10 protein-coding genes are annotated in these 17,291 nt (G+C 69.0%); 8 read left to right on the top strand and 2 right to left on the bottom strand.

All coding sequences use genetic code 11. From position 1 onward, the window contains the following. The first annotated feature begins 2 nt into the window (after nucleotides 1-2). From ftsH to QP415_RS06505, 6 genes are all read left to right on the top strand, one after another. Complete coding sequence (gene ftsH / locus QP415_RS06480) at nucleotides 3-2,039, top strand: ATP-dependent zinc metalloprotease FtsH (RefSeq protein ID WP_285099467.1); 2,037 nt, start codon at nucleotides 3-5, stop codon at nucleotides 2,037-2,039. Beyond that, nucleotides 2,036-2,605 carry a GTP cyclohydrolase I FolE gene (gene folE / locus QP415_RS06485; RefSeq protein WP_016460951.1) on the top strand — a complete coding sequence of 190 codons (570 nt, stop codon included), beginning with the start codon at nucleotides 2,036-2,038 and terminating at the stop codon, nucleotides 2,603-2,605. Before ftsH ends, folE begins: the two co-directional genes overlap by 4 nt. Nucleotide 2,606: 1 nt before the next feature. After that, complete coding sequence (gene folP, locus QP415_RS06490; RefSeq protein ID WP_016460952.1) at nucleotides 2,607-3,470, top strand: dihydropteroate synthase; 864 nt, start codon at nucleotides 2,607-2,609, stop codon at nucleotides 3,468-3,470. Next, on the top strand, nucleotides 3,463-5,583 hold the full coding sequence (folK, locus tag QP415_RS06495) for a 2-amino-4-hydroxy-6-hydroxymethyldihydropteridine diphosphokinase (RefSeq protein ID WP_285099468.1): 2,121 nt from the start codon (nucleotides 3,463-3,465) through the stop codon (nucleotides 5,581-5,583). Before folP ends, folK begins: the two co-directional genes overlap by 8 nt. Continuing rightward, nucleotides 5,583-6,059: a DUF3180 family protein gene (locus QP415_RS06500; RefSeq protein ID WP_285099469.1), complete on the top strand. Its 477-nt coding sequence runs from the start codon at nucleotides 5,583-5,585 to the stop codon at nucleotides 6,057-6,059. Before folK ends, QP415_RS06500 begins: the two co-directional genes overlap by 1 nt. 102 nt (nucleotides 6,060-6,161) lie before the next feature. Next, a complete protein-coding gene (locus QP415_RS06505) occupies nucleotides 6,162-7,109 on the top strand; it encodes a hypothetical protein (protein WP_285099470.1) in 948 nt (315 codons plus the stop codon). Nucleotides 7,110-7,112: 3 nt separating this feature from the next. Here QP415_RS06505 and disA read toward each other — a convergent pair whose 3' ends face one another. Together disA and radA are read right to left on the bottom strand one after the other, a co-directional pair. Continuing rightward, a complete protein-coding gene (disA, locus tag QP415_RS06510) occupies nucleotides 7,113-8,183 on the bottom strand; it encodes a DNA integrity scanning diadenylate cyclase DisA (RefSeq protein ID WP_285099471.1) in 1,071 nt (356 codons plus the stop codon). 36 nt (nucleotides 8,184-8,219) lie between these two features. After that, complete coding sequence (radA, locus tag QP415_RS06515; RefSeq protein ID WP_048675449.1) at nucleotides 8,220-9,605, bottom strand: DNA repair protein RadA; 1,386 nt, start codon at nucleotides 9,603-9,605, stop codon at nucleotides 8,220-8,222. A gap of 389 nt (nucleotides 9,606-9,994) precedes the next feature. Between radA and QP415_RS06520 the strand changes: the two genes are divergently transcribed. Then, entirely contained in the window at nucleotides 9,995-16,039 is a 6,045-nt protein-coding gene (locus QP415_RS06520; protein WP_285099472.1) for an Ig-like domain-containing protein, read from the top strand. A gap of 4 nt (nucleotides 16,040-16,043) precedes the next feature. Continuing rightward, complete coding sequence (locus QP415_RS06525) at nucleotides 16,044-17,279, top strand: DUF58 domain-containing protein (RefSeq protein WP_285099473.1); 1,236 nt, start codon at nucleotides 16,044-16,046, stop codon at nucleotides 17,277-17,279. Nucleotides 17,280-17,291: the final 12 nt, after the last annotated feature.

The following is a 17,291-nucleotide window of genomic DNA, read 5'->3' on the forward strand; positions in this document are numbered from 1 at the left end:
CCGTGAACGAGAAGATCAAGAACAAACGCCCCAGCCTGGGGTGGGTGCTGGTTCCGCTCATCGTGCTGCTGGTGGGCGGCTGGTTCCTCTGGCAGACGAATCAACCGCGCTCGGTGACGACGTCGGAGGGCCTGGCGCTCATCTCGGGTGACACGGTGGAGCAGGTCGTCCTCAACGAGGGCACCCAGCAGGTGAATCTGACGCTCACGGAGAACTACGTCCACCAGTCCACCGGCGGCGACGACAAGACCGTCGATCTGGGTAAGCGCGTGTACTTCACGTACTCCTACGTGCAGACCAAGGACATCCTGGATACGGTGGCTGCCAAGGCTCCCGCCAAGGGGTGGAATGCGGTGCGCCCGCAGTCCGGCGCCCTCGGCGCGATTATTCAGCTGCTGATTCCGCTGCTGATCCTCATGGGCGCGTTCTACTTCGTGATGCGTTCCATGTCGGGGTCGCGCATGATGGGCGGCTTTACTCAGTCGCGCGCCAAGGAATTCAACCAGGAGCGTCCGGACGTCACGTTCGCGGACGTGGCCGGTGAGGACGAGGCCGTGGAGGAGCTCGAGGAGATCCGCGAGTTCCTGGCGTCCCCGGACAAGTTCCACAAGGTGGGTGCGCGCATCCCGCGCGGCGTCCTGCTGTACGGTCCTCCCGGAACCGGTAAGACCCTCCTCGCCAAGGCCGTCGCCGGCGAGGCGAATGCTCCCTTCTTCTCGATCTCCGGTTCGGAGTTCATGGAGCTGTACGTGGGCGTGGGTGCCTCGCGCGTGCGTGAGCTTTTTGAGCGCGCGAAGAAGAACGCACCGGCCATCATCTTCGTCGACGAGATCGACGCCGTGGGTCGCCACCGCGGCAGCGGCATTGGCGGCGGTAACGACGAGCGCGAGCAGACGCTCAACCAGCTCCTCGTGGAGATGGACGGCTTCGATGAGCGCGCCAACATCATCCTGATCGCGGCGACCAACCGCCCCGACATCCTCGATCCGGCGCTGCTGCGCCCGGGGCGTTTCGACCGTCAGATCGCCGTCGAGGCCCCCGACCTGAAGGGCCGCGAGGCCATCTTGAAGGTCCACGCGCAGGGCAAGCCGCTCACCGCGCAGGTGGACCTGCGTCAGATCGCCAAGCGCACGCCCGGCTTCACGGGCGCGGACCTGGCGAACGTCCTCAACGAGGCCGCACTGCTCACCGCGCGCTCGAACATGCAGTTCATCGACGAGCGCGCCATCGACGAGGCCATCGACCGCGTGATCGCGGGCCCGCAGAAGCGCACCCGCGTCATGAACGACCACGACAAGGCCGTGACCGCGTACCACGAGGCGGGCCACGCCCTGGCCGCCGCCGCGCTGAACTACACGGATCCGGTGACGAAGGTGACGATCCTGCCGCGCGGCCGCGCGCTGGGCTACACGATGGTCATGCCCACCGAGGACCGCTTCAACAAGACCCGCAACCAGCTCCTCGACGACCTGGTCTACGGCATGGGTGGTCGCGTCGCCGAAGAGATCGTGTTCCGCGATCCGTCGACCGGCCCCGCGAATGACATTCAGCAGGCCACGAAGACGGCCCGCGCGATGGTCACCGACTACGGCATGAGCGACCGCATCGGCATGGTCAAGCTCGGCGACGCCGACACCGAGGCCTTTGGCCACGGGTCCGGCGAGGCTCCGCGTTCCTTCTCCGACGAGACCGCCGCAATCATCGACGAGGAGGTGCGTCGCCTCCTCGACAACGCGATGCGCGAGGCGTGGCGCATCCTGTCGGAAAACCGTGGTGTTCTCGACACGCTGGCTTCCCGCCTGCTCGAGGAGGAGACCCTCGACGAGGCGCAGCTGCGCGAGATTTTCAAGGACGTCATCAAGGCCCCCGAGCGTCCCGTGTGGAACTACCAGTCCGACGCGGCCGTTCCGGGCGTGGTCTTGGGCCACCCGGTCGGTATCAAGGCCGAGGACGAGTGGACGTCCGTTCCCGTGCAGGGTATCGACGTGTCGCCGATTGACGTCATCGGCGCCTCGGGCGTGGAAGAGGAGCAGGAGTGACCTACGATCCCGCTGGCGTCGAGAAGGCGTCGCGCGACCTGCTCGTCGCGATCGGTGAGGACCCCGAGCGCGAGGGCCTGGTCGGCACGCCCGACCGCATGGCGCGCGCGTGGCGCGAGATGTGCAAGGGTCTGACCGAGGACCCGCGCGAGCACCTGCGCACCCAGTTCCACGCGGGCACCGACGAGCTGGTCCTGGTCCGCGACATCACCTTCTTCTCGGTGTGCGAGCACCACCTGCTGCCCTTCTACGGCCGCGCCCACGTGGGCTACATCCCGCGCGGCGGCGTCGTGACGGGCCTGTCCAAGCTGGCGCGCGTCGTCGAGGGCTACGCGCGCCGCCCCCAGGTCCAGGAGCGCTTGACCGCCCAGGTGGCCGACGCGATCGACGAGATCCTGGACCCTCAGGGCGTCATCGTCGTCATCGAGGCCGAGCACATGTGCATGTCGATGCGCGGTATCTCCAAGCCGGGCTCGTCGACCGTGACCAGCGCGTTGCGCGGCATCATGAGCGACGGGGCGACCCGCGCCGAAATGATGGCCCTCGTCCTGTCTGGGAGCCGATGACATGAGTGCCCTGCCCCTGCCCGCCGCCCCGGCCTCGTTCCCGGTCCCGTCCCTGGCACTGCCGGGCGGGCTGGCCCTGCCCGGCGGGCGCACGGCGGTCATGGGCATCCTCAACGTCACCCCCGATTCCTTCTCGGATGGGGGACGCTACGCGGACGTGGCCGCGGCGCTGCGCCATGCGCGCGAGATGGTGGCCGCGGGCGCGGACCTGATCGACGTCGGCGGGGAGTCGACGCGGCCGAATTCGACGCGTATCGGAGCGGACGAGGAGTGGGCGCGCATCGGCGCGGTCGTCGAGGCCTTGGCTGCCGAGGGCGTCGTCGTGTCCGTGGATACGTTGCACGCGGCGACTGCCCGCGAGGCCGCGCGCGCCGGTGCGGCGATTATCAACGATGTGAGCGGCGGGCGCTGGGATCCCGAGATGAATGCGGCGGTCGCCGCCTCGGGCTGCGCGTACGTCGTTCAGCACTATCGCGCGCTGCCGGGTATGCCGGGGGAACACTTCGACTACGGGGAGGACCTCGTGGGCACGCTCATCGAGCGCGTGGGGTCCCAGGTTCAAGACGCTATTGATGCTGGTGTGACAGCTGATAAAATTGTCATCGACCCGGGCCTCGGCTTCTCGCTGACGGGCGACCAGTGCTGGCAGATCCTGCGCGAACTGCCGCGCTTCCTGGAGGGCGGTTATCCCGTCCTCGTCGGCGCTTCTCGCAAGCGTTTCGTCAAGGCCCTCGGGGGCGACGTGGACGCCGACAGCGCGGCCATCGCCGCCTACTGCGCGGCATCAGGCGCGTGGGCCGTGCGGGTCCACGACGTAGCCGCCACCGTGGCAGCCATCGCCCGAAAGGAGAACGACGTTGACTAACCGACGCGTCATCATCGCCCTCAAAGGACTGGGGGCGATGGCCAATCACGGCGTCTACGACTTCGAGCGCGCCCGCGACCAGCGCTTCAGCGCAGACATCGTCATGTGGGTCGAGACCGCGGGTGCCACCGATGACATCGCCGCCACCGTCTCCTACGCGGATATCGCCGACGAGGCCATGGCGGTTCTCACCGGCACCGCCGTTGACCTGATTGAAACCCTCGCTGAGACCATCGCCGCGCGCGTCATGAGCCACGAGGGCGTCGTCGGCACTGAGGTGACCGTCCACAAGCCCGACGCCCCCATCGACCACCCCTTCGCGGACGTGTCGGTGACCGTGCGCGCGGGTGAGACTGACGCGATGCCGCTGTCGCTGTCCCTCAAGGGCATCTACGAGGCCGAGGATGGCTCGGTCCTCACCGGCGAGATCGAGGCCTATGGCCGCGCTCAGGCGCCCAGCCCCGCGCAGCAGGAGCACCGCGAGGCGCTCCCGTCGCGCCGCGCCGTGCACGCCGCCGAGGCAGCGCGCGAGGAGGACACCTCCCGACCGGCGCACCTGCGCTCGCGTCGCGTGGTCCTGGCGATCGGCGGCAACCTCGGGGACGTGCCCGTCACGCTCATGCACACGGTCGAGGCCCTGTCCTACATGGAGGGCTTCCAGATCGAGGACGTCTCGCCGATCATGCGCACGAAGCCGGTGCTCGCGCCCGGTCAGGCCCCCCAGCCGGACTATTGGAACGCCGTCGTCATCGGCTCCGCGATCGCGAGCCCCGACGAGCTCTTCGCTCAGACCAGCCGCATCGAGCGCGAGCTGGGGCGCGAACGCCACGAGCGCTGGGGCGCGCGCACCGTCGACATCGACATCATTCAGATCGAGGGTCTGGCCTCCGCCGACCCGGTCCTCACCCTGCCGCACCCGCGCGCCAAGGAACGCGCCTTCGTCCTGGCGCCCTGGCTCCTGTGCGACCCCGACGCGATTCTCGAGGGCGTGGGCCGCGTGTCCGACCTGCTGGCCCACACCCCCGACCGCGAGGGCATCATCGACGCCGTCGACGACTGGCTCGAAGATCCGGCGGCCGTCATGGCCGACTCGGACCAGCTCCTGGCCCAGCGCGCCGAGCAGGCCAGCGCCGACATGCGCGAGCTCATCGAGGCCCTGACCGGCGAAATCAGCCAGGTCGACAACCTCGTGACCCGCCCGGGTGTGCCCGCGGCCGATGCCCCCTTCTCCGGCGCGATCGAGGCCTCGGTCCCGCCCGCGCCGACGCCTGCGCCCGCTCCTCACACTGTGTCGGCTCCCGCAGGTGCGCCGTCGCCCGAGGCCGCGGCCCCGCACGCGGCGTGGGCCCCCGAGGCTGTGCCTGCGCCCGAGGTTGTGCCTGCGCCCGAGGCAACGCCAGCTCCGGAGGAAACGAGCAGCGAGGAAGCGGTTGCGCTCGACGCTGCGCCGATCCCACAGCCGCAGACCCCCGCCCAGCTTGCGGCCGAGCAGGCGGCAGACCCCGCCCGGTCCGCCGCCAGCACATCGCGCTTCGCCCCCGCCGAGGAGGAGGCAGCGGCCGCGCAGACACCCGTCGCGCCCTCACAGGAAAACGAGCCCTCACAGGAAAACGCACCCGCCCAGGAAGCGTCCCCCCAGGAGGCTCCGCCCCAGCGCGAACGCCGTCACCGCGCAGATCGCGCCTCGTCGCGACCCTCCTGGCATCCGGTCTCCTCCGTGCCCGCGGATTCTGCGGCCGGGCGCATGACCCGCAAGATCGGCACGGGCACCTACAAGCCGAGCGGCACCGAAAAACCCCGCTGGGTCCCCGTCTTTGAGCCCAAGCGGGAGGAAACGCGTTCGGCGATCGCCCTGCCGGACTGGAACTTCTCCGTCAGCTCCGCACACGACGTGCGCGTCGTTGACGACCGCTCCGGCCTCGGCCACGACGACGAGCCCCCCAAGGCCACCGTCCACGCTGATGGGCGCTCGACGATCCTCGCCCCCGGGCTGCCCGACAACACTCCCGTCGGCCCGATCCCCGAGGACGAGGCTACACAGACCGGCATCCTGCGTCGCGTTGTCGTGCGGCCCACGATGACCGGAGCGATCCCGATCGTCAAGAGGCGCTAATGAAACCCGTGTCGATCCTGTGGGTGGTGGCGGTGGGCCTCGTGGCCGCCGGCCTGAGCTTCCTCGGCTTCCTCGCGCACATGCGCCAGGGCGGCACCCCGATGATCGTCACCCCTGGACCCGCGGTCATCTTTGCGATTGCCACGGCCTGCCTCATCTGGTCCGGCCTGGCGGTGCGTCGCCTGCGCGCGGGCAAGGACACGTGGATCGACGCGATCGGGGCGATGCGCGTCGCAGTCTTCGCGCGCACGAGCGCGCTCGTCGGCTCCGGCCTGACCGGAATTCTCATCGGCGTCATGGCGGTGTCTCTCATGCAGCTCGAAGCGCCCGTGATGCTGGCCAACGCGATCGGGTCGGGCCTGTCCGGCCTCGTCGGCCTCGTCTGGACGATCATCGCGGTCGTTATCGAACGCTGGTGCGTCATCAACCCCGATGACGAGGGATCGACGTCCTCCAAGCGCAGCGCGGCCGCCTGATCGCCCGCGGCGCAGTGCGTTGCGGCGGCCGCCTCGTGTGAAAGTCGCCCCCGTCCCGAGCGTTAGCCGCTGCCTGCGCCCCGCGCCCGGTATCGTGGATGCGTGGCTGACCAGCGTAAGAATTCCCCCAGGCGACCCACCTCCAGGCGTAGCGCGCCGGGAGGCACTTCCGGTCGCGCCGGCGATCGCGCGTCCCGCGCCGCAGCTGGCAGCCGCGTTTCCGCTGCTCGTCCGGCCGCCTCGAAGGCCTCCGCATCCACGAAAAAGGGGAGCGCTGGCTCGGCGCAGCGCTCCGCTAGCGCGAAGGCACCCCGTCAGAAGAAGTCGTCGGGCGGTGGCCGTCCGCCCGTCAACCTGTGGCCGCGGCGCATCATCACGGGCCTCGGGCTGATCCTCATCCTCGCCCTCATTGTGTGGGGCATCGTCGCTGGGGTCCGCGCGATCGTCGGAGCCGTCAGCGCCGATCCCGCGCCGCAGTCCAGCCCCCAATCCGCCGTTCAATCCGGCGCGGTGGACGCGTCCGGCTACACCCTCAAGGGCGGCCAGGAGGCCACGGCCGACGGCCTGCTCACCGACGGGACGACAATCGATATTCCCACCTGCCTGGATCGCGACATCACGGCCACCGCGAAAGCGTCGGCGACCTCGTCGGGGTCGGCGATGCCCGTGACCCTCACGCTCGAAAACCGGGGTTCCGTCGCCTGCTCGACGTCCCTGTCCCGCTTCGGGCTGCAGATTTCGACGGGCGACCTGCAGGTCTACAACTCGACGAAGTGCGGCGAGGACCAGCAGTCGTCGACGACCCTGCTGCTGCGCCCGGGCGCCACGTGGACCGGCGCCCTGCGCTGGGATGGCTACGTGTATACGAACGGTTGCACGACGCCCGCGGGTGGAGCGAGCGCCGCGTCCGCCGGTACCTACAAGGTCGCGGTCACAATGGGTACGCGCGAGGTCGGCTCGACCGTCGTCGACGTGACTCCCGCGCCCACGCCCGCCCCGCAATCGGGAGCTCAGCCCGGCCCGCAGTCGGGAACCCAGTCGGGCCGCTAGGGTCTACCAGCCGACGAGGCCGGAACTGACCGCCTGCGCCTGGTGCGCCAGGTTCTCGGTGATGAGCTTGGCACGGTAGGGGCCGATGCCCTCAATGGCTTCCAGCTCCTCGGTGGTGGCGGCGCGCAGTGCCGGCAGCGTCGTGATGTGCGCGGAGACCTCCTTGATGGCTCCCCACGACAGGTGCGGGACCAGGGAGAGGGCGCGCACGCCGCGCGGCGTGATCTCGCGGTCCAGGTCCGCGACCTCGTACACGTCCAGCCCGAGGATGTTCGCGATCGCGGTGAGGTCCACGATGCGCTCCGACCCGAGGGAGGACAGTTCGGCCTCGACGCGTGCGACGTCGTCGGGGTTGCGGATGTAGTCGCGCATGACGAGAGCCCGCTCGGACGCGGAGCCGCGCACGAGGTCCTCGACTTGCAGGGCCAGCAGGCGCCCCTCGGAGCCGAGCTCCTCCAGGTATTCCGTGATTTCGGAGGTGATGCGCCGGATCATCTCCATGCGCTGCATGACGGTGGCGACGTCGCGCACGGTCGCGCTGTCGCGCATCTCGAGGATGGTGAGGGTCTGCAGGACCTCGTCGAGGCGCTGACTGTAGCGGTCGAGCGTATCCACCGCGAGGTTGGCGCGCGAGAGCAGGGCCTCGGGCTCCTCCACCAGGCGATGCTCGGTGCCCACGTAGATGGAAATCATGCGCATCGACGCGGACAGGGACAGGACCGGCAGGTGGGTCTGACGGGCGGTGCGCTGCGCGGTGCGGTGGCGCATGCCGGACTCGTCGGTGGGAATCGTGGGGTCCGGGAAGAGCTGCACGTTGGCCTTGCGGATGCGCCACAGGTCGGGATCGATGATGACGGCACCGTCCATCTTGCACAGCTCACGCAGGCGCGCGGCCGTGAAAGCGACGTCGAGGTCGAAGCCGCCCGAGCAGATGGCCTGCACGTCGGGGGTGTATCCCAGGACGATGAGGGCGCCCGTGTGGGAGCGCTGGATTCGTTCCAGTCCTTCTCGCAATGGCGTACCGGGCGCGACTGCGCGCAGTGCCTCGCGAAGGATCGCTGCATCGGACGTCAATGTGATTCCCTCCCAGAAGAGTAGGTTTGGTACCTATTATTGCGAGTCTGCCGGGAAAGCGACACGAATAGCCGTCGCCAGATCCGACACAGTAAAGACGGTGATGCCGTCGACGCCTGCGAGATCCTCGCTGCCCTGAGCGGGAACGATCGCCGAGGAGAAGCCCAGGCGTGCGGCCTCAGCGAGGCGACGTTGAGTGCCCGTGCACGCCCGGACCTCGCCCGTCAGGGAGATCTCTCCGACCGCCACGAGGTCGGCGCGAGGGGGAACGCCCTTGAGCGAGGACACGATCGAGATGGCCATCGCGAGGTCGATCGCCGGCTCAACCGTGCGGGCACCGCCGACCGTGGAGACGTAGACGTCCGCCCCCGACGTGTCCGCGCCGATGCGGGCCTGCAGGACCGCCAGGATCATGGCGACGCGCGCGTGGTCGACGCCCGAGGTCGTGCGCCGCGGCGAGCCACCCGACGAGGGTGCGACGAGCGACTGGATCTCCGTGGGCAGTGGGCGGCGCCCTTCCAGGGAGACGGCCGCGCACGTGCCGGGCACGCCGCGCGTCGTGCGCGACAGGAAGAGCCCGGAGGGGTCAGCGAGGCCGTAGATCCCCGAGTCCGTCAGCTCGAAGCAGCCCACCTCGTCGGTGGGACCGTAACGGTTTTTCACCGCGCGCAGCAGACGCAGGCGCGAATGGCGGTCGCCCTCAAACTGGCAGACGACGTCCACGAGGTGCTCGAGCACGCGCGGGCCCGCGATGCCGCCGTCCTTCGTCACGTGGCCGACGAGCAGGGTGGGCAGGTCGGACTCCTTAGCGACACGGATGAGGGATGCCGCGACCGCGCGCACCTGCGCGACCCCGCCCGCCCCGCCCTCGACCTGGGAGGAGGAGATGGTCTGCACGGAGTCGACGATCAGCAGGGAGGGGGAGACCTCCTGGACGTGCCCGAGGACGACGCCGAGTTCCGTCTCATCCGCGATGAGGAGGTTCGGCTCGAGCGCGCCGATGCGTTCCGCGCGCCCGCGCACCTGGGCCGCCGATTCCTCGCCCGTCACGTAGAGGACGGGGCCGCGCCCGCCCGCCGCGGCCGTGCGCGCGGCCTTCGCGGCCACGTCCAGCAGCAGTGTCGACTTACCGACGCCGGGCTCACCGGCCAGGAGGATGACCGCGCCCGGAACGATGCCGCCGCCGAGGACCCGGTCCAGCTCGCCCACGCCCGTCGAGCGCGACGAGGCCCGCTCCCCGTCGACCTCGCCGATAGGCAGCGCGGGACGCCGCGGTGTGGTGGCGGTGGTGCGCGCGCCTCCCGTGACCTCGCCGGCCTGGTCGACCGTGCCCCACGCCCCGCACTCGCGGCACTGGCCCACCCACTTGGGGGAGGTCCAGCCGCAGTCGGAGCAGCGGTACGTGATCTTCTCTTTCGCCATGCACTCACCGTAACCCGACCCACCCTCATCTGCGGTTCGCGCGCGCGAAGAAGGCCGCAGGTGTGTGGGCCGAGAGGCGCAACGACGTGCGTCGAGCGCGTCGGGCCCGTGCGCGTAGGGCCCGTGGAGGGAAAGGGCCTGGCTCCGGCCTCGTCGAACGAGAATGAGTATCCAAATACGTCACTGTGGTCAGGTTCTCGCAGGCCTGGGAAGCGCGGGAACACCGCGCGAACGAGTCACCACGCACGTGCGCTTATTCAGTACCTGTTGTTGTCTCGGGCGTTTATCCATAGGGTTGGTCGATGTGTATCCTTGGAATGGCTCACCATGGCCACACGGATACAGATACCGCCCCACAACAGTGCGCACATGAAGACTGAGGAAGCGACATGAACAAGGCGCGTCAATCGCGAAACAGCTGGTCGAAGCGGATGCCCGCAATCGCCGTCCTGCTGGTGTCCGCGATGCTCTGCGTCCTCGCCGTGGTCTACCGCGGCGTCGAGGTCACCCAGGTCAGCGTCGATGACGGTGGCATTTGGGTGACGAACCAGGATCGTAAGCTCCTGGGCCACCTCAACTACGACGCGCTCATGCTCGACGGCACCGTTTCCGTCAAGTCCGCGTCCTTCGACATCGGTCAGGCCGGCGGCGACGTGACGCTGGGGGAGACGGTCACGCGCACGGTGTCGCCCGTGAAACCCACCTCCTTCTCGATCGGCCAGGCCGTCACCCTGCCCGAGGGCGCCACCCAGGTGCAGGGCGGCTCCGTCCTCGCGGTCCTCGATCCGGCCGCCGGTCTCCTGTGGGTCGGTAACGCGGGAGAGCCCGCCACCATGTCGTTTGCCAACGAGGACGCGGTCGCCAAGGACCTGAGCGACGGCATCGTCACGGTGTCGCCGTCGGGCACGGTGTTCGCCTACTCTCCCGGTTCTTCGTCTCTGGTCACGGTCGTGAAGGAAGGCCAGACGTGGCGCGCGAAGAGCACGACACTCAAGGGATTCCAGCCCTCCGGCGCCCTGTCGATCACGGCGGTCGGCGACAAGCCGGTCATCTACGACCAGGCCGGCAACACCCTCGTCATGCCCGACGGGAAGGTCCGCGACCTCGCCGAGGAGCATGTGACCGGTGCTGTCCTACAGGCCCCCGGCGACGACGCGGCCTCGGTGCTCCTCGCGACGGATTCCGAGCTCGTGGCCGTCTCCCTGAACGGCAAGTCGGTGGACCGCCAGCCCGCCTCGGACGCGGGCACGAAGGGCAACCCGGCTGCCCCCGTTTTCCATAACGGCTGCTCCTACGGCGCGTGGGCGGGCTCGGGCGCATTTGTGCGCACGTGCACGGATAAGTCGCGCAATCAGGCGCAGACGGTTCCCACGCTCGCCGAGGCCTCCTCCGCGGTCTTCCGCACGAACCGCACGCGTATCGTCCTCAACGACGTGTCGACGGGCACGCTGTGGTTGCCGGATAAGAACATGGTCCTCGTCAACAACTGGGATCAGATCCCCACCGAGGAGCAGGAGGAAGAGGACACCCCGACCCCGGACCAGCGCGAGCAGGTCTCGGAGCCGGAGCACAACGACAAGAACACGCCGCCCGAGGCCGTGGATGACGACTTCGGCATCCGCCCGGGTCGTTCGACGCTGCTGCCGGTCCTCGACAATGACTCGGATGATGACGGCGACGTGCTGACGGCGCGCGCCGTGACGAACCCGGAGTTCGGCACGGTCGTGCGCACGAGGGGTGGGCGCGCCCTGCAGATCACGGACGTTCCGGAGAATCTGACGAGCGGGTCGACGTCCTTCACGTACGAGGCCTCGGATGGCCTCGCGGGCGCCACCGCGACCGTGCACGTGACGATCCACCCGTGGACGCAGAACGAGGGGCCGCGCCAGATGAAGCGCCCGGTCATCAAGGTCGGCGCGAATGCGCAGGTGGAGTACAACCTGCTGTCGGACTGGATTGATCCGGATGGTGACCAGTTCTTCCTGAAGTCCGTGGAGGCTCCCGATGGCATCGCCGTGCAGTTCACGGAGGATGGAACGGTGCAGATCCACGACCTCGGCTCAGGAGCGGGGGTCAAGGTGCTGAGCGTGACCCTCTCGGACGGGCACGCGGAGACGACGGGCGAGCTGCAGGTGAGCGTCCAGGAGGCGGGTAACGTCCCACCGGTGGCGCGCGCTGACTTCTACGTGGCACGCGTGGGCGAGGCCCTCGCCCTCGACCCGATTGCGAACGACACGGATCCGAACGGCGACGCGCTGACCCTGGTCGCGTCGGGTACGGCCCCGGCGGGTACGTCCGTGTCCGCGGATCTGTCGCGAGGCATCTTGACGTTCACGGGGTCGGTGCCGGGCTCGTTCCAGTTCACGTACACGGTGTCGGATGGGCCCTCCACGACGGTGGGCGTCATCCGCGTTGACGTGGTCGCGGACGACACGAACGCGGTCCCGATTGCCGAGGACGACCTGGCGGTGCTGCCCAGCGGCGGTGCGACGCTGATCGCCCCGTTGGCTAACGACACGGATCCGTCGGGCGGCGTGCTGGTCGTCCAGTCGATCGACGTGCCCGCGAGCTCGGGCCTCGAGGTGACTCTCATTGAGCGCCACCTGCTGCGCATTACTGCGCCCGCGGGTCTGTCCGACGTGACGTCCTTTACGTACACGGTGTCCAACGGCGCGGGGTCGGCGACCGCTCAGGTGAGCGTCATCCCGACGGACGCGCAGAGCGAGGAGACGCCGCCCGAGGCCACGCCGGACACCGCGAAGGTGCGTGCTGACGACATCGGTTCGGTGAACGTGCTGGCGAACGATCGTTCGCCGATTGGCCTGTCGCTGAGCCTGGACCCCGACGTCACTGTCCTGTCGGGTGCGGAGCTGGGCACGGTGTTCGTCACCGGCAACCAGGTGCGCCTCTCGGCCGGCTCGGAGGCCGGCGTCGTGCGCGTGGCGTACACGGTCGTCGATTCTGTGGGTAACCGTGCGACGTCGACCGTGACGTTCGAGGTCGTGGCGGCCTCCGCCGCGAACAGTGCCCCCGTTCCCAAGGCACTGAGCGCGTGGGCCGTGCAGGGCCAGATGACGCGTATTCCCGTGCCGCTGACGGGCATCGACCCGGACGGCGACTCGGTGGCCCTCGTCGGTATCGATCAGCCGCCCGCCAAGGGCAGCGTCGTGCTGGGCACGGAGTGGCTGGAGTACACGCCTTCCGATGACGCGACCGGGACGGATACGTTCTCCTACATCGTCGAGGATCGCCTCGGCGTGCAGGGCCGTGCGCGCGTGCGCGTCGGCATCGCGCCTCCCGGCGCGCAGAACCACAACCCGACGGCCGTCCCGGATTCGGTGACGGTGCGGCCGGGCCGCGAGGTCAGCGTCAACGTCCTGAGCAACGACCTGGATGCGGACGGCGATGCTCTCTCCGTCGATACGGATCCGGCGACCGTGTCGGTCTCGGATGCCTCGGCGACCGTGTCGGTGGCCGAGGATGCGGTCACCGTCAAGGCCCCCCAGACGAACGGCGTGTTCGTCGTCGCCTACCAGATTCAAGATGGGCGAGGAGGTCGTGCCCAGGGGCAGTTGACCGTGACGGTCGATGCCGATGCGCCGCTGCGCGCACCGATTGCCCGCGACGACGTCGTGTCCGTGGCCGATCTGCCCGCCGACTCGAAGCCTGTGAGCGTCCCCGTTCTCGCGAACGACGAGGACCCGGATGGCACGACGGCTGCACTGACGGTCTCGGCGGAGGGCTCGGGCGTGAGCGTGTCCGGCCAGAACCTGTCGATCAGCCCCGAGGCCCGCCGACGCCTCGTCGTCTACACGGTGACGGACCCCGACGGGCTCAAGGCGAGCGCCGTCGTGACGGTCCCGGGTACGGACCTGCTGGCCCCGCGCCTCGATATGACGCGCATCCCGGTGGCGATGCGCGCGGGGTCCTCACTGACCCTCGACATCAACGACTACGTCCTCGTGCGCGATCACTCGCGTTCCCCGATCATCACCGACGCGGCGACCGTGAAGTCCAGCGGCGGCATCGACTCGGTGGCGCTGCAGGATTCCTCGCACATCGTGTTGACGGCCCCTGACACGGCCTCGGGCCGCGCGTCGGTGTCGTTCACGGTGCGTGACGGCGCGGCGGACGACGCCTCGGCCCTGTCCTCGACGCTGACGATCCCGATCACGATTCAGCCCGCGAGGAACATGCCCCCGCGCCTGACCCCGACCCCGATTCTCGTGGGCCAGGGCGAGAACGTGACCGTGGACCTCACGCAGATGGTCGACGACCCGGACGACCAGGCGAAGAGCTCCTTCGACTACCGCGTGGCGAAGGTCCCCGGTGGCATCGACGTGTCCCTGGACGGCTACACGCTGACCGTTGCGGGCAAGAAGGACCAGCCCAAGGGGCCGGTCGGCGCGATCACGGTGAGCGTGGACGACGGCTCGGGCGCGGTCACCGCGGATATTCCGGTGACGATCGTGAAGTCCTCGAAGCCCCTCGTGACGACGACGGACGCGCGCATCAAGGTCAACGCCGGTCAGACGGCGACCGTGAACCTGTCGGAGTACACGACGAATCCGTTCCCGGATCCGCTCGTGGTCCTGGACGCGTCCGTGCACGTGGGTCAGGGCAGCGCGGCCGGCGACCGTAACGTGCTGACGGTGACCCCCAAGGCGGGCTTCCACGGCGACATGATCGTCGTCTACCGCGTCATGGACGCGACGAACGACCCGGATCGCATCGTGCAGGGCCGCGTCATCGTCAAGGTCCTGGACCGCCCCGATCCCCCACAGAACGTGACCGCGACCGCGACGGGCCCGGGCAGTGCGTTCGTGTCCTTCCAGGAGCCCGCTGCCAACGGTGGGACCATTTCGGGCTACACGATCATCGACTCGGTGGACGGGCATTCGCAAAATACGCGTAACCCCGGCATGGAAGTGACGGGCCTGCAAAACGGCGTCGAACACTCCTTTACGGTCATCGCCCACAACGAGGCCGGAGATTCGGATCCGTCGTCGGCGTCCGCGCCGGTGCTGGTGGACGCTGTGCCCGAGCAGATGGCGGCGCCCACGGTCCAGGGCACGGACGGCGGCCTGATCGTCTCGTGGACGCCTGCGGTCACCAGGGGATCGGCGGTTCACACCTACACGGTGTTCGTCGCGCCGCTGGCGGGCGGTCAGCCGATCGCGCAGTCGGTGTCCGGTTCGGAGACCTCGACGACTGTTCGCGGCCTGCGTAACGGCGCCAGCTACTTGGTGTCCATCCAGGCGCAGAACAACGCGAAGACCCCCTCGCCGGTATCCAGTTCGACGCAGGCCAGCCCGCACGGCCCGCCGGACACGCCGGGTGACGTCTCCGCCTACCCGTCGGGTATCGGCGCCGACGCGTCGCGTGCGAACGTGATGGTGTCCTGGTCGCTCGGTAGCCCGAATGGAAGCGGCTGGGGCCGCACGGAGGTCACGGTGGGTGGCGTGCCAGCCACCGCGAACCCGGGTGCGACCAGCGTTGAGGTTCCCAACGTGCCGACGGGTCCCAACTTGCCCGTGACGGTGGTGGCGTTCAACGCCGAGGGTGACCAGTCGGCCGCTGCGACCACGACGCTGAACGTCGCGACGGTTCCCGCGCCGATCGCGGCCCCGACGCTGTCCGGTATCGGCGAGGCGGGCAAGGTGCGCGTCGACAGTCTGGCGCCCGTTCCGGGCCGAGGCTTTGACGCGTCGAACCTGACGCTGCGCTACGCCGAATCGCCGGGTGCGTGTGCCAGCGGGCCGCAGGTCTCTAACGGTGACATTCTGCTGGTCAGTGGCTGGCAGCCGACCACGTTCTACTTCTGCCAGACGGGCACGGGCTTGAACAATCGTCCCGTAGCCTCCGACGCGGTGGCCGCGGTCGGCCAGGCGACGGGTGCCCCGTCGCAGGTGAACGTGGTGTTCACGAGCGTGACCTCCTCGAGCGTGACTGTGCACTGGGACCCGGTGGGCGCTAACCCCGCCGTCAGCGAGATTCGCGTGTCCGTGGGCGGTCAGACGCAGACCGTGGGCGCTGGAACCACCGAAGCGACCTTCACGGGTCTGGCTCAGGGCGCTCGCTACGACGCGTCGGTCGTGGCTGTCAACGCCATGGGTTCGACGCCGATGAATGCGCGCCCGATTACGACGACGAAGCTCGACGTGAGTGCGCAGTGGGTGGAGACCTGTAGCGGTAACGAGCGCGGGTACTTTGTGGGGCCCTGCCACACGTTTACGCTCAGCGCCCCGGGCTGGGATGGCGGCGCGTCGATCCCGCACATCTGTACGGTGCGTTCGGATCGTGATAACAGCACGGCCACGGTGCGCGTGGACGGGGCTGGCCCGATTCCGTCGCGCGTGGTGACGCTCGCGGATTCCGCGGACGTGTTCAACCGAGGCCAGTACATCCTCGGCGAGTGTAAGCCGGAGAGGTAGGCACGTGAAGAAACTCCGTCGAATCCTCAAGGCTGCGTGGCGCAACGCCCGCACTCGCCTGGAGGCGGTTCCCGCCGTCGTGTGGCTGGCGCGCTGGCTCGGCGCGCTCACGCCGGTCGGTTGGTCGGTGAGCGTCGCGCTCATCGCGGGTGCGATCGCCGCGGGTGCCTTCGGTTGGATCGAGGGCTTCGTGGTGGCCGTCATGGGCCTGGTGGCCCTGGTGGTGGCGATCGCCTCGGTGGCCTCGCCGTCGCCGCTGTCGGTGTCGCTGCGCATGAAGAATGACCGCATCGTCGCCGGCCAGGTGGCGGTGGGCCGGGTGCGCGTCGTCAACGAGTCGGCTCGCCGGTCGGGTTCGACCCTCGTGGAGGTGACGATCGGACGAGGCAGTGGCGAGTTCCTGGTTCCTCCGATTAGCGGGAACGGGACGTGGAACGAGGCATTCTCGGTGATGACGAAGCGCCGCGGCGTCATCAACGTGGGCCCTGCGCGCACGGTGCGTATGGATGGCCTGGGCCTGCTGCGCCGCGTGCGTTCGTGGGATGAGCCGATCCTCGTGCACGTGCATCCGCCGACGGTGCGTTTTTCTTTCGACGCGACGGGTATGCAGATGGATGTCGAGGGTGTGGCCAGCGAGAAGCTGACGAGCTCCGACGTGTCCTTCCACGCCTTGCGTGATTACGAGCCGGGCGACGACCGGCGTGCGGTCCACTGGCCGTCGACGGCCCGTTTTGGGCGCCTGATCGTGCGCCAGTTCGAGGAGACGCACCGCTCGCACCACATGGTGCTGCTGGATACCCGGATTGACGCGTGGGGACGCCGCGCCTTTGAGACGGGTGTGTCCGTCGCGGCGTCGCTGGCGATCGCCGGTTCTGGCGAGGCGCGCACGGTGTCGATGCACACGGCGGACGCGTGGATTCCCACGGGCTCGCCGACGGCGATGCTGGATGCCCTGTCGGAGATGGAGACGTCGACGCGCTCGGATTTCGCGGGCGTCGTGCGGCGCTGCGTCATGGAGCGCGGCGGGATTTCTGTCCTGTCGATCGTGGTCAGTGAGTCCGTGGATGACGAGGAGGCTGCTCGCCTGGCGAATATTGCGCCGGTCGACGTGGTCGTGTCCGTTATTCGCGTGGTTCCGGGGCGTGCGAGGCGTCGCCGGAAGATCAGCCGAGGCGTCATCATCGATTGCCCGTCGCTGGAAGATTTGCCGATGCTGGTGTCGAGGGGGGTGAAGGCGTGAGCGCTCCCGTTC

The sequence above is a fragment of the Pauljensenia sp. UMB3104 genome (assembly GCF_030217285.1).
Classification (GTDB): domain Bacteria; phylum Actinomycetota; class Actinomycetes; order Actinomycetales; family Actinomycetaceae; genus Pauljensenia.